The organism is Pseudoalteromonas sp. PAST1 (assembly GCF_021532515.1).
Classification (GTDB): Bacteria; Pseudomonadota; Gammaproteobacteria; order Enterobacterales; family Alteromonadaceae; genus Pseudoalteromonas; species Pseudoalteromonas simplex.
On the sequence record NZ_JAKGBH010000054.1, the window covers coordinates 16,418 to 30,247 of the forward strand.

A 13,830-nucleotide genomic window follows, 5' to 3' on the forward strand; every position below is an offset into this window, starting at 1 on the left:
TTTTACCCTAAAATGGGTTAAATTGAAGAATAACAATAAAAATCGGTAAAACAATTAGATGCGCTTAAGCACCATAAAATTAGCGGGTTTCAAATCGTTTGTTGAACCCACTAAGATCCCATTCCCTGATCAGATGACGTGTGTTGTCGGCCCGAACGGCTGTGGCAAATCAAATGTCATTGATGCAGTGCGTTGGGTGCTAGGTGAAAGCTCAGCTAAAAACTTACGTGGCGATGCCATGACCGATGTTATTTTTAACGGCTCAACTAATCGAAAGCCAATTTCACAAGCCTCTGTTGAGTTGGTGTTTGATAACACCAGTGGTCATTTACCGAATACCTTTGCTGATCGAAACCAAGTGGCGATCAAACGCTTAGTGACTCGAGATGGCCAGTCAATTTATTTTCTAAATGGCAGCAAATGCCGTAAGCGTGATATTACCGACATCTTTTTAGGCACAGGTCTTGGCCCGCGCAGTTATGCGATTATTGAGCAGGGCATGATCTCGCGTTTAATTGAGAGTAAACCGGCTGATTTACGTGTTTTTTTAGAAGAAGCAGCGGGGGTTTCAAAATACAAAGAGCGTCGTCGTGAAACTCAAACCCGCATTAAAAGTACCCGCGAAAACCTTGAGCGATTGCTTGATGTAAGGCAGGAGTTGCAAACACAGCTCGATAAACTTGCAGTGCAATCAGTCGATGCAAAAAAATACCGAGAGCTAAAAGCCACTGAGCGCACCTTAAAAGGGCAAATTGCGGTTTTAAAATGGCAGAAGTTACACCAACAACAAATCGATAAAGCTGAGCAAATCAATAAACTTAAAGAGCAAATTCAGTTCTTTAGAGAAGCGCACTCTGGCCACGATGATGTTTTAGCAAGTCTTGAAAATCAGGTGCAACTTGAGCAGCAAAAACTGCAAGACGCCCAGCAGGCTCAGCATCAAACTCATACAGAGTTAACCCGCAAAGAACAGCAACAGATCAGCTTAAAGCAGCAACAGCAAACACTTAGCCAAAACCTTATCAAACAGCAACAACTGCAGTTACAAAATAAAGAGCTGCAAGAAGAGCAACACGCTTCAGCCGCCATTTTACAAGAGCAGCTACAAGAAGCGATTGAGCAAAGTTTACTGTGCGCTGAGCAAGTTGCAGAGGTTGAAGAGCAAGTTGCTCTACAGCAGCAACAAACGCAAAGCGCCAATGAGCAATATCAAAGTACCTTACAGAAAAGCCAAGCTCATAGCAGTGATATTAATGTTGCAAAGAATCAACAGGCTCACTTTGCCCAGACTGTTGCGCAACTTGAGTCTCAGCAGACACAACTTGCCGCTGAAATTAGTGAACTCGAAGCGACCCCAGTTGCAGCGCAAATTGCAGAGCAACAACAGCATATTCAAACACTGACGAAGGAGCTTGCGCAGCAACAAAGTGCGCTAAATAAGCTCACTCAAAACCTAGAACAAGCGGATAAAGAACAACAGCACTTAGAGCAGGATTTAAAGCGGGTTCAGCAGCACAGTAATGAAAATAGAGCCAGCATAGCTGCGCTTAACTCTTTGTTATCAGAGCAAACCGACAACGAAAGTGTCTCTCTATTGGCGCAGTTAAAGGTGGCTTCTGGCTTTGAGCCGCTAATTGAACAAGCCCTACTTGGCCTTGAGCATCTAAAGGTCAGTCAACATAAAGAGCCTAACAGTGTTTGGCCTGCAGCTGATGATGAGTTACCAAAAGAGTCATTAGCTAATTATATCGAATCGGGTGCTTACCCTGATTTATTAGCACGGTTTGCATTTCAACCTTGTTTTGATGACGCTATTTTGGCGGATCCATATTGGCTGGCTGTGATTGATGAAGAGGGCTGTATGCATGGTCGTAACTTTCATACCGATGCCAATAAAGACGCCGACAATTCTTTGCTTTTAAAGCATGCTCAGCTAAGTGATGCACAGCAGTTAGATGAAGAACTCAACGAGCAATTAGAAACTAAGCAGCAATTGCTAAATGAGCATCTAGCTCACAAGAAAACGCTTATCGCCGATAAAGAGCAATACAGAGAGCGAATTCACCAAGCGGCTCAGCAGATTGCATCGGCCAGCACTCGACGCGATATGCTATTAGAGCAGCAAACCCAGTGGCAAAACCAGCTTGTTAAGTTACAACAGCGTCAAACCTTACTGGCTGAACAAAAGCAAAATGCTGACGAACAGCAACAAACGCAGCAGTGTTTACTTGAGCAATTGTTAGAGCAGCAATTAGAACTTGAAACTGAGTTAGAGCAAGCAAAACACCAACAAGGTGAGGCAAATAACCGCTATCGCCAAGTGGCTTCTATGCTTGAGCAATATAAAACGCAAGCCCATCAAGCTAATTTGACTGAACAAAAAGCTCGCAGTGAGTGTCAACTTAGCGAAACCAAACTTCAGCATGCAAATGCCGCCCAAAGTGCTGCCAGTGAAGCTGTATTAGAGCTCAACGAGCAACTAGAAGAGCTAGTGATCCCGCTTGAAGAAGTAGCAGAGCAAATTATGCTATTGCTTGAAAAGCATCAACAAAGTGACGTTGAGCTGAAAAACTTGCAAGCGGCCTTGAGTCAAGCTAAAAAGGAGCTTGCTGATAAGCAAACAGCGTTGAAATCATCGCAATCTGAGTTGGTGACGTTACAAGAGCAGTTGCAAGCATTAGCGCTGGATGAGCAAAGTTTAATCGTGAAGGCGCAAGCTGCGTTAGAGCCACTTGAAGAACTGGAACAAAATTTAAAAACAGTACTTGAAGAACTGCCTGACAATGCCAATTTAAATAGCATGCAAACGAGGCTTACAAAAACCACGCAAGCATTAAATGAACTTGGCGCGGTGAACTTAGCGGCAATAGATGAGTTTGAGCAGGCTAAACAGCGCAGCGATTATTTAAATCAGCAGCTTGATGATTTAACACAAGCGTTAAATACCCTTGAAGGGGCGATTCAAAAAATCGACCGAGAAACAAAAAATCGTTTCAAGGCGACCTTTGAACAAGTAAATACAGACTTTGGGGAGTTATTCCCAAAAGTGTTTGGTGGCGGTAGTGCTTACCTTGAATTGACCAGTGATGATCTACTTGAAAGTGGGGTGAGCATCATGGCAAGGCCACCAGGCAAGAAAAATTCGACAATTCACCTGCTTAGTGGTGGAGAAAAAGCGCTGACCGCATTATCATTGGTGTTTTCAATATTCAGGCTCAATCCAGCTCCATTCTGTATGCTAGATGAAGTGGATGCGCCATTGGATGATGCGAATGTGGGTCGTTTTTGCCGTTTGGTAGAAGAGATGTCACAATCAGTACAATTTATTTATATCAGTCATAACAAGATTGCTATGGAAATGGCAGGCAGATTGACCGGTGTAACTATGGCTGAACCAGGTGTATCACGTATGGTCGCTGTAGATATAGAACAAGCTGTGCAAATGGCACATGCATAAAATTTAGGCATATCAAATAATAAAGGTGAGGGGATGGCCGAAGAATTAAGATGGGCTTTAATCGTAATCAGTGTATTTGTCATTGGTGGTTTATTAATTCACGGCTTATGGTCGGTGCGTAAAAAGGACAGCCCAGATACGCCTTCAGTTGAACGGGTTGAACCGAACGAAACAACCAGCGAGGTTCAAGAGCCTGCAACTGCAAAACCGCAAGAACGTGATGAGCCAGAGTTTGGTGATTTAAGCTTTTCAGCAGAAAGTCACGACGAACCAGCTGTTTCAGAACAGGTTGTTGAAGAGCCTGAAGCTAAGCAACAAGAAGTTGAAGAAGAGCCAGCAGATGCACAAGCTCCAACCGATTTCATTATTGTGCATTTACAAATGCCAGAGGGCTTAACAATGGATGGCAGCCAATTATTGCCAGCCGTTAATATGTTAGGCTTTAAGTATTCTGAAGAAGGTTTCTTTAACCGTCACTTAGACCCAGCAGGCACAGGCCCGGTGTTATTCCGTTTAGTGAATATGTACAACCCAGGCACGTTCGATATTGATAATATGGAACAGTTCAGCACTGCAGGTGTTAGTTTATTTATGACCTTACCATGTGATGGCGACGGTCTAAGTGCATTCAACATGTTGCACAGTGCAGCTAAAAAGCTAGCCGATGAATTTGGTGCAACGATTTTAGATAGCAACCGTGAAGAAATGACGGTTGAAAGCGTTCGTGAGTATGTTGAGAAAGTTCGCAGCTTTTCATCATAATCGCACACACAGAGTATAAGTATTAGGCCACTTGGCGTTAAGTCGTCTAAGTGGCTTTTTTATGTAGATTTTTGAGGTTTTCATGTCCAGCCCTATCTTTGAGCAAATTAGCCAACTTCGTGCCCAGTTAGAAGAGCATAACCATAATTATTATGTGCTGGATGCACCGAGCATTCCTGATGCTGAATATGACCGTTTAATGCGCGAATTAAGCGCCCTTGAGCAAGCTAATCCAGAGTTTCAAAGCCCTGACTCTCCGACTCAAAAAGTCGGTGGCGCAGCACTTGATAAGTTTGAGCAAGTCACTCACCAAGTGCCCATGCTGTCACTTGATAATGCCTTTTCAGAAGAAGAGTTTGCTGCATTTAACCGCCGTATCAAAGAGCGTTTAATGGATAACAAAGAGCTGACTTTTTGTTGTGAGCCAAAGCTTGATGGTTTAGCGGTATCAATTATTTACCGTGATGGGGTTTTAGTTCAAGCAGCTACCCGTGGCGATGGCAGGGTAGGTGAAAACATCACCCAAAACGTGAAAACAATTCGTAATGTGCCGCTTAAGTTACGTGGCGATGATTTTCCAGCAGAGCTTGAAGTGCGCGGTGAAGTATTTATGGATAGCGCTGGTTTTGCCAAACTAAACAGTGAAGCCGAAAAACGAGGCGACAAAGTCTTTGTTAACCCGCGTAATGCTGCTGCTGGTAGCTTACGACAGCTTGATTCTAAAGTAACAGCAAAACGTCCACTGATGTTTTATGCCTACAGCACTGGGCTTGTTGCCGATGGGCAGTTACCAGAAGATCACTATCAACAGCTTGCTAAACTTACCGATTGGGGTTTACCACTTTGCCCAGAAACAAAACTGGTTGAAGGCCAGCAAGCTGCACTTGATTATTACCAAGATATATTGACGCGTCGAAGTAGCCTTGCCTACGAAATTGACGGTGTGGTAATAAAAGTTAACGACAAAAAACACCAAGAGCGTTTAGGCTTTGTGGCACGTGCGCCGCGCTGGGCAATTGCTTTTAAATTCCCTGCGCAAGAAGAAATCACCCAATTACTTGATGTTGAGTTTCAGGTAGGGCGCACTGGCGCAATTACCCCTGTAGCACGATTAGAGCCGGTATTTGTGGGTGGCGTAACGGTATCTAACGCAACGCTGCATAATGGTGATGAAATTGCCCGTTTAGGCGTTAAAATTGGCGATACGGTGATTATTCGCCGTGCGGGTGATGTTATTCCGCAAATTACCCAAGTTGTCCTTGAGCGTCGCCCTGACGATGCGAAAGACATTGAATTCCCTGCTACCTGCCCAATTTGTGACTCACATGTGGAGCGCATTGAAGGTGAAGCGGTTGCCCGCTGTACCGGTGGTTTAGTGTGCCAAGCGCAGCGCAAGCAAGCAATTAAACATTTTGCGTCACGTAAAGCCCTTGATGTTGATGGTTTAGGCGACAAAATTGTTGATCAACTCGTTGACCGTGAGCTTATCAAAACACCTGCTGATTTATTTATCCTTAAACAAGGGCATTTTGAATCACTAGAGCGAATGGGTCCTAAGTCTGCTAAGAACTTAGTTAATGCGCTGCAAGATGCTAAGCAAACAACCTTAGCTAAATTCCTATACTCGTTAGGTATTCGCGAAGTGGGTGAAGCAACCGCGCAAAACTTAGCAAACCACTTTTTAACACTAGAAAAAATCACTCAAGCAAGCGTTGATGCGTTAACTGAAGTAAGCGACGTGGGTGAGATCGTTGCCAAGCATGTACGTGGCTTCTTTAGCGAAGAGCACAATATGGCAGTTGTAAATGCGTTAGTTGAGCAAGGTATTCACTGGCCAGAATTAACCGCGCCAAGTGCCGATGCGCAGCCATTAGCGGGCTTAACTTACGTGCTGACTGGCACATTAAGCGAGCTTAACCGTAATGATGCAAAAGCGCGTTTACAAGCGTTAGGTGCAAAAGTATCGGGTAGTGTATCGGCGAAAACGGATGCACTGATTGCAGGTGAAAAAGCAGGCTCAAAATTAACCAAAGCACAAGACTTAGGTATTGATGTGTTAACTGAGGCTGACCTTATTGCGCTTTTAAGTGAGCACAATGGATAGTCTATTGCAGGCATTGTCGTCAGTTACTTTAACAATTGGCAGCTGGCTGCAACCACACCTTTACAATATTTCATTATTGCTGGTGGTGTGTTTTATATCCTTGTATGCAAACGATATTATTAAAGTGACCAAGCGCTTTGTCGCGCGTCGTCACTTTATTATTCGCGTGCTTTGCTTTGTGCTGGTTACTGGGTTTGGTATGGGCTTACTTGTGGTATTTGTAACTCCATTTTTAAGTAAGTTGTTAATGCTACTTGGTGTTAAATGGCTTGCGCTTACACTTACAGCTGCGTTTTTGGTACTTGGCATCATTGCCGATAAGAAGAACCAAATATGAATCGCTACGGTCCAGAATACTGGGATAAACATGGCGCTTATCGAACCCCAATGGCGTTTCATTTAACGTTGTTAGTGTTGTTACGCAGTTACTTTATTTGGCTGATGGCGGCGCTCAGCCGTCGCCCTGATTTAGATATCATGTCGCTGTTTTTTAAATCGAAAAGTGATTTCTTTACAGCCATTGCCATAGCTGCAATCGCCTTATTACCAGCGGTGATCTTTTGTTTACGCCGACCTCAAGAAAACGCCGAAAGTGCAAAACGTCTGTCGTCTATTTGGCGATTTATGCGCTGGCCATTAATTTTGTGTGCCATCACGGATTTAAGTTGGTTAACCTATCAGGCTGCACACAGTCATTATCAGTTTTCGTTTTTCTTAGCGTGCCAAATGGTGCTGGTATTATGGGTACTGTTATATCTATTAAAAAGCAGATATTTGTCGGTCTTTTTTAATGATTGGCCGGATCCAATTGAAAAGAAATAGGGTAACACTATGTTGGCAATTAATAAGCTTTTAGCAAAAATTTCACTCACTATCGCGCTGGTATTAATTGCTTTATGGGTATTTACGCCACTTTGGCACAGTGCTGCATTTTCGTTGTTTGTTATGCTGTGGGGCTTTATTACTTTATCAAGCCTTTATCGAGTAACTCCGTTATTTGTAGCGCGTAATCCCATTACTGATTTACTAAAGCGTGATGTAAATCAGCTAGCGCTGATAAGTCTGGCTGGTTTATTCGATTTTAAACGCAAAGCTGAGTTTGTTTTAATTGGCCAAATTAAGCAGATTGAAATCGGCGAAGGTATAATCCATGTAACGGATGTCAACGACCAGCAAATAACTGCAGTATTGAGTGTTGCTAGCAGCCAAATTAATAGCCATTTAGTACAGCTACTTTCTGAGCGTGAACGTGCACAAATAGATATCCGGCTGCAAACACATTAATCACTAGACGCATGTTGCTTGCCCTTAGTAGGGCTTGTGATGTACTGTGCAACTGTTGTATTCAACCCTGAGGGAGCACTATGTTAACTTGGCAAGATATTTTAGAGTTTGCCCATAACGGCAACCCAACACCTCCAAGTCGAGTCGAAAAATCGCCATCTGAATGGCAAGCTGAGCTCGAACAAGATGCATTCTATGTTACCCGCTTAAAAGGCACCGAACGTCCTCACAGCTCTGATTCATGTACGATATTTGAACCTGGTCAATATGCGTGTGTATGTTGTGACAACTTACTATTTGACGGTGATGAAAAGTTCGATAGTGGCACCGGCTGGCCGTCATTTACTCAGCCAAGCAGTGTTGAAAGCATTGCCTATATCGCGGACTCTAGCCATGGTATGCAGCGTATTGAAGCTATTTGTAATGTTTGCGATGCACATTTAGGACATGTATTCCCCGATGGCCCGCCGCCAAGTGGTTTACGCTATTGCATGAATGCCATAGCGATGAAAAAACGCGACTAATGCGTGTTTAACCCATACTTAATCTAGGTACTGGGCAATGATGAAAATAAGGTGCTCACGGTGAATTGGCTTACTAATTATGTAGTCTGTCAAAATACTGGATTGCGCCTTATCGTCTTTTAATACCGATGCTGTAACCGCAATGATTGGAATATGCTTAAAGCGATCATCACTACGAATTAGCTGACTTGCTTCTAATCCACCCATCACTGGCATCTTTAGATCCATAATGATCAGATCAGGTTGGTTCTCTTCTACCTTTTTCAAGGCCTCTTCACCGTTTATTGCTGTATCTATTGTAAAGCTCCAGCGTGATAGAAATGACTCCAAGTACTCACGGTTGTATGGAATATCATCAACTATCAATATACGAGCTGGATTAAAATGATAGCTAGAAATAGCAGGGTAATTTCGATGTTTAACCTCTGTTTTTGATTCGGCAAATTCTATATTTGGTAGCAATACAATAAACTCGCTACCTTTATCTTTTTCACTAATTACAGATAGTTCACCACCCATCAATTTTATAAAGCGATGAGATATAGCTAAACCGAGTCCAGTGCCACCAAATTCAGAACTGCGTTGCCCTTGAACTTGCTCAAAATCATTAAAAATCAGCGCTTGTTGATCGGTTGGGATCCCCTTGCCAGTATCTTTGACATGAATTTTTATATTAATGTGGCCATCATTTTCACGTTCTTCAAAGTCAAAGTGAACTTTAACGCTACCATGTGAGGTAAATTTAATCGCATTACTGATCAAGTTTGTCAGTACCTGTCGAACTTTATTGCTATCAAGTAAAACAGGGGTTTTAAATTCAGGGTGTGAAGTGATCTGTAAATCTAGATCCTTTTGAGCGCTGAGCTGCAAAAACATCATACTTAGTTCATGGCACATCGTCGGAATTTCGACCCTTTCCATGTCCAGCTGCATTTTTCCTGCATCAATTTTAGATAAATCAAGAATATCATTGAGGACGTTTAGCAAAGAGCTGCCAGAGATCGAAATGGCTTCTAAATAGCGGCGTTTATTTTTATCAGTTTCACTGTCTTGGAGTAATTGGCTGAAGCCTAATACTGCATTAAGCGGTGTTCTTAGCTCATGTGACATATTCGCTAAGAACCTGCTCTTAGCTTGGTTTGACTGCTCGGCTTGCTCTTTGGCATCCAAGTATTCTTGAGTTCGTTTTGCAACGGTTTCTTCTAATTGACTATGTTGCTCATGCATGCTGTTTATTTGTTGTCTTACTGCAGCACGCATCATTTTAAAACCACTGGCAAGAGTGCCAATTTCATCACGACTTTTAATATTTATTGGGCAATTTAGATCGCCAGTGGTAACTGCATGCGAAAACTCAACTAATTGCTCAATAGGCTGTAAAATAATTCGGCGTATAATGATATAAGCAATGAGTAATGCAGTAAGTAAGTAAATTGCGAACAGTGATACAGCATTGCTGATAATTGATTTAGTTTTTAATGTTAAATCAATATCTGAAAAACTAACAATAACATAGCCAATATTTTCATCTTGGGCGTTATTGATTGGAACTGCTACAGCATATTGTTGATCTAAAGTGATGATAGAATTTTGTTTTGGATTGAGCTGCTTTATTATCGTTTGATTTGTTTCTAAGGTATCGACTTTGCTGTAATCAGGGTGAGCGGCAATAAAGTTATTCTGATCGATAAAGTAGATTGTCTTTAAATCATCAAATGTATTATTTGCCAGAATACCTTTAAGAGTGATGCCTTGAATTTTTAAAACCCAACTACCTACTGTATTGTCTTTTGTAAGGGTCTTTATCTCTGAGAGCATAGGTGAAACGATGGCATTAGCTTTTTCACTCATATTCAGCAAGGTTTGCTCTTTTAACTCAATAACATGTAAAGTTGTACTTACCCCTAAAATCAACGTAATAGTAAACCCAATAATGAGTAGGATTTTATGAGCAATACTGACTCTCATTGTTTATTTTCACTCCTTGTCTGTAATGCCCGCATATTAACATTAATTTTTGCATCAGTAGCTTTTATTGATTGCTTTATGTCTGCTCCATAAAAAATTTGACTAAATGTTTGCGATATAAGCTCACCGACAACTGGAAACTCAACCATCCCAGCTTGCAAACGGTCAGGAGTAGCATGCTCAAATACCCATAACATGGCTTTATTAAAGCCTGGTTTGTTTACGAGAGTAAATAGTTTCTCGTGCCACACCTTTTGTCTTGGCGGTGAGCCGCCTGTACTTAATAATGCCGCTGTTTGCTCACTGGTTGCCCACTGAATAAATAACCACGCTGCTTTTTTTTGATTTGATTGGTTATTAATTGCGAATGCCCAAGACCAAGGAGATGTTTCACGGGCGACTGGACCGGCTGGTAACGGCGCGGCTTCCCATTTATTCCAAATATCTGATTCTTCAGCGGTATCTATTTCATTATAAAAATGAGAGGCTAAAAACGCCGAAGCAAGTTGACCTTCTTTAAATAGTCGACGAATTTCATAAAAGTGCAGCAAGCGACTGTTATCAGGATTGCCGAATCCCGTTACAAGGTCTCGGTATGCTTGCAGACTTTGTGCTGTTTGAGGGCTATCAAAAACAGACTGACCTTGCGCGTCAATTACTTCAGCACCATAAGCACGCATAATGGGTAACACTGTCCAAGTGTTTAATCCTGCACCTGGCAGAGTTCGGGAGGCAAATGCGTGCATGCCATTTAAAGATGGGGTGCGGTCAATTGCCTTTTGAAGCTTAATTTTAGTCTCTTGTAGTTGCTCGTACGTGTCGGGTACCGCTAAGTTAAAGTGCTCGAACAGATCTTTACGATAAAAATAAATCGGTGCAGAAAAATCAAATGGTAACGAGTATAAAGCGCCGTTGATTTTACAAAGAGCCAAGCTACGTTCGCTAATATCTTCTAACTGATACCAAGCTTTGTCTGTGAGTTTTGGGTTATCAATATAGGGTTGTAGGGGATCTATCCAGCCTCGACTTTGTGCTTCACCCAAAAAGGTTATACCCATTGGCAGTACATCATAGAGGCCTGTATGCATACTTAAATCTTGGTGGCGACGAACACGCATTTGAGATTGTTCTAAGGCATGAAAACCTACAGATATCCCTGTTAACTCTTCAAATAGAGGGATATATGGTTTTAGGGCCAAAAATGCAGGCTGCTCATCTGCTAATATGTTGATATGTGTACCAGACTCACTTTGCCAGTTTATTTTGGCTTGCTGCCAATATTGCAACATTGCAGAAGCTGAACAAATAGGGCTTGTAATTATGAAAGATGCAATAAGGAGATGCTTTATTAATTTCAAAAAGATGCTCCACGAAGAGGTTATTCAGAAAGCTTGATATTTAACTTGGCAGCTTGTGCTTTTATTTTATCAAACCTCATAGCTTGTTCATCTTCTAAAGACTGAGACGCTAAGAGGGTGTAGCACTTTCTTGCAAGCATTAAGTTGAAAGACTGCCCTTGACTGTTTGTGTCAAATAAACACTGTAGCAGATTTAACGCAATACTGGCATTTTTAGGCATAATTCTAAATGCTTGTGTGAATGCCTCAAGCGCAGTATTGAGCTGGCCTTTATTAAACTGCGTTACAGCGTGGTTATTGAGCTCTTTCGGGCCAAGCTTAATATCACGTCGCTCAGTTTGCTGTTGTTGAATATAACGTAAATACACCGGATCGCTTACTGACGGGTGGCGTTCACAGTGAGTTATTATTTGGTTAAACAGCATCTGTGCTTTATGGTGAAAACCAAGCTCATGAAACGCTTTCGCTTTATCGAGCGCTCCATCTACAGAACGAATCTGAGTGTCACTTTCATCAAGTTGATTGATAAGTGCTTTAGCTTTTTGATGTTCATCTTTTAAATAATGTAAACGTGCGTTAAGAACATCAATTTGTGTTTGATTATTACTATTCGGAAATTGTTTTTTTAAATCACTCAAATATTGATTTGTTTGTCTTGAAATGCGATTAACTTGATCGGTTTGATCCGTCGTTAAGGCAAAATCAATCCCTGCACGAGCCGCATTTAGGTACACATCAGGGTTGTCGTGAATTGAGTGTTTAGCATAACTAGCTATATCTTTTTGGGTTAAATAATTTTTCTCGTAGTCATGATTAAGTAATGAAACATGGCTAAGCGTTTTTTGCCTCTCGATATTGCGAGGTGCAATTTCAACAGCTTGGCTGAAAAAAAGCTGTGCATCATCAAATTTATTGAGCTTTATCTCTAACTTTCCGAGTAAATCCAGAGCTACTAAGCGTGTTTCACTCCTTTGTAGCATAGTCCTCAACATTCTATGAGCGAGAATATGCTCATTATTTGCAATTAAAGCTTCCACTAAACCAACTTTTGCCCATGTAAATTTTTGAATATCGAGCACAGATTTGAAAAATGCTTTGGCTTGTTCATTTCTGTTTAAACGAAGTAGGGCATCGCCTTTTAATCTCAATAAAATCGCACTGTAACTATTCGATTTGTTTTGTAGTAATTGATCAATGCTCTTTATAGCTTTTGAGTCGTTTTCATCATCAATCAACTGGTATATATTTTTTAGATGATGCTTTCGCAATAAAACTTTTTCAATTCTATTTTTTAAGTCGTAAATAGTAAAAGGTTTAACAAGAAAGTCATCCGGCTGCAGCTCTAAAACACTATGAACCAAAGAACCACTGGTTTCTGCAGATATAAATATAAAACCTGTGGAGTTTTTAATTAGGCGTTTAACTTTAAGTTCTTCATAAAGCTGATAGCCATCCTGGTGTTTACTTAGATTAAAAGAACAAACAATGAGATCAAACTGTTCTATTTGACACTGTTCTTTGGCAGCAATAGCGTGTTCTGCAAATCGCAACTGACGAAACCCCAATCCCTCTAGAGACTGCTTCATATAGCTTTGAGCAAGTGCTTGCTCTTCGACTATTAATATTTTGGCTTTCGAAAAAATCTTTGCGGGCATTAGACTTGCGACCGAGTATTGTTAACAGTGACTATAATAAACAGTCTAGCTGCTGACAAGGCAAATTACAGCTTTTGCAACGATTTAAAGTTTAGCTTTGGGTTATATCAATAAAGGGGGTAGTGAGTGATAGATATTAGAAGTTAGATATTAGAAGTGATTGTTATATGTGGTGGGTCGTACTGGACTTAACCATCGAGCCAGTGTTTTGTAAAGAGTGGCGATGCTTTTGAAAACTAGATATAAAATAAGGAGGTTTTATATGTGGTGGGTCGTACTGGACTTGAATCATCGAGCCTGTGTTTTGTAAAGAGAGGCGATGCTTTTGAAAACTAGATATAAAATAAGGAGGTTTTATATGTGGTGGGTCGTACTGGACTTGAACCAGTGACCCTCGCCTTGTAAGGGCGATGCTCTCCCAACTGAGCTAACGACCCACATATAAATTTTTTGAAGATTAAATGGTTGGTCTTACTGAACTTAACCACCGAGCCTTTTCGTTGTAAAGAGTTGCGATGCTCTTTGCTCCAAAAAGTAATGGTGGGTCGTACTGGACTTGAATCATCGAGCCTGTGTTTTGTAAAGAGAGGAGATGCTTTTGAAAACTAGATATAAAATAAGGAGGTTTTATATGTGGTGGGTCGTACTGGACTTGAACCAGTGACCCTCGCCTTGTAAGGGCGATGCTCTCCCAACTGAGCTAACGACCCACATATAA

Annotated in this window: 10 protein-coding genes and 2 tRNA genes; 7 read left to right on the top strand and 5 right to left on the bottom strand. The window is 41.4% G+C overall.

The window, feature by feature from the left end; genetic code table 11:
- Positions 1-58 precede the first annotated feature (58 nt).
- The 7 genes from L1272_RS19320 to msrB all read left to right on the top strand — a co-directional run bounded on the left by L1272_RS19320 (position 59) and on the right by msrB (position 8,131).
- Positions 59-3,457: a chromosome segregation SMC family protein gene (locus tag L1272_RS19320; RefSeq protein WP_187490495.1), complete on the top strand. Its 3,399-nt coding sequence runs from the start codon at positions 59-61 to the stop codon at positions 3,455-3,457.
- Between the two features lie 33 nt (positions 3,458-3,490).
- Entirely contained in the window at positions 3,491-4,219 is a 729-nt protein-coding gene (zipA, locus tag L1272_RS19325; protein WP_138599988.1) for a cell division protein ZipA, read from the top strand.
- Between the two features lie 82 nt (positions 4,220-4,301).
- On the top strand, positions 4,302-6,323 hold the full coding sequence (gene ligA / locus L1272_RS19330; protein WP_235374113.1) for an NAD-dependent DNA ligase LigA: 2,022 nt from the start codon (positions 4,302-4,304) through the stop codon (positions 6,321-6,323).
- Positions 6,316-6,660, top strand: coding sequence for a DUF3392 family protein (locus L1272_RS19335; protein ID WP_235374114.1), 345 nt, complete (start codon positions 6,316-6,318; stop codon positions 6,658-6,660). Before ligA ends, L1272_RS19335 begins: the two co-directional genes overlap by 8 nt.
- Positions 6,657-7,145 (top strand): DUF2919 domain-containing protein, encoded by a 489-nt coding sequence (locus L1272_RS19340; protein WP_235374115.1) that lies wholly within the window; start codon positions 6,657-6,659, stop codon positions 7,143-7,145. The genes L1272_RS19335 and L1272_RS19340 overlap by 4 nt, the downstream gene beginning before the upstream one ends.
- Positions 7,146-7,154: 9 nt before the next feature.
- Positions 7,155-7,607 carry a hypothetical protein gene (locus tag L1272_RS19345; RefSeq protein ID WP_054553710.1) on the top strand — a complete coding sequence of 151 codons (453 nt, stop codon included), beginning with the start codon at positions 7,155-7,157 and terminating at the stop codon, positions 7,605-7,607.
- 80 nt (positions 7,608-7,687) lie between these two features.
- Positions 7,688-8,131, top strand: coding sequence for a peptide-methionine (R)-S-oxide reductase MsrB (gene msrB, locus L1272_RS19350; RefSeq protein WP_187490499.1), 444 nt, complete (start codon positions 7,688-7,690; stop codon positions 8,129-8,131).
- A gap of 18 nt (positions 8,132-8,149) precedes the next feature.
- Here the strand turns inward: msrB and L1272_RS19355 are convergent, their stop codons facing one another.
- The 5 genes from L1272_RS19355 to L1272_RS19375 form a co-directional block, all read right to left on the bottom strand.
- Positions 8,150-10,099: an ATP-binding protein gene (locus L1272_RS19355; RefSeq protein ID WP_054553708.1), complete on the bottom strand. Its 1,950-nt coding sequence runs from the start codon at positions 10,097-10,099 to the stop codon at positions 8,150-8,152.
- Positions 10,096-11,457: an extracellular solute-binding protein gene (locus L1272_RS19360; RefSeq protein ID WP_138599981.1), complete on the bottom strand. Its 1,362-nt coding sequence runs from the start codon at positions 11,455-11,457 to the stop codon at positions 10,096-10,098. The genes L1272_RS19355 and L1272_RS19360 overlap by 4 nt, the downstream gene beginning before the upstream one ends.
- 20 nt (positions 11,458-11,477) lie before the next feature.
- Positions 11,478-13,112 carry a tetratricopeptide repeat-containing response regulator gene (locus tag L1272_RS19365; protein ID WP_235374116.1) on the bottom strand — a complete coding sequence of 545 codons (1,635 nt, stop codon included), beginning with the start codon at positions 13,110-13,112 and terminating at the stop codon, positions 11,478-11,480.
- A gap of 361 nt (positions 13,113-13,473) precedes the next feature.
- Positions 13,474-13,549: transfer RNA gene (locus L1272_RS19370), tRNA-Val, on the bottom strand.
- 197 nt (positions 13,550-13,746) lie between these two features.
- Positions 13,747-13,822, bottom strand: a tRNA-Val gene (locus L1272_RS19375).
- Between the last annotated feature and the right edge of the window lie 8 nt (positions 13,823-13,830).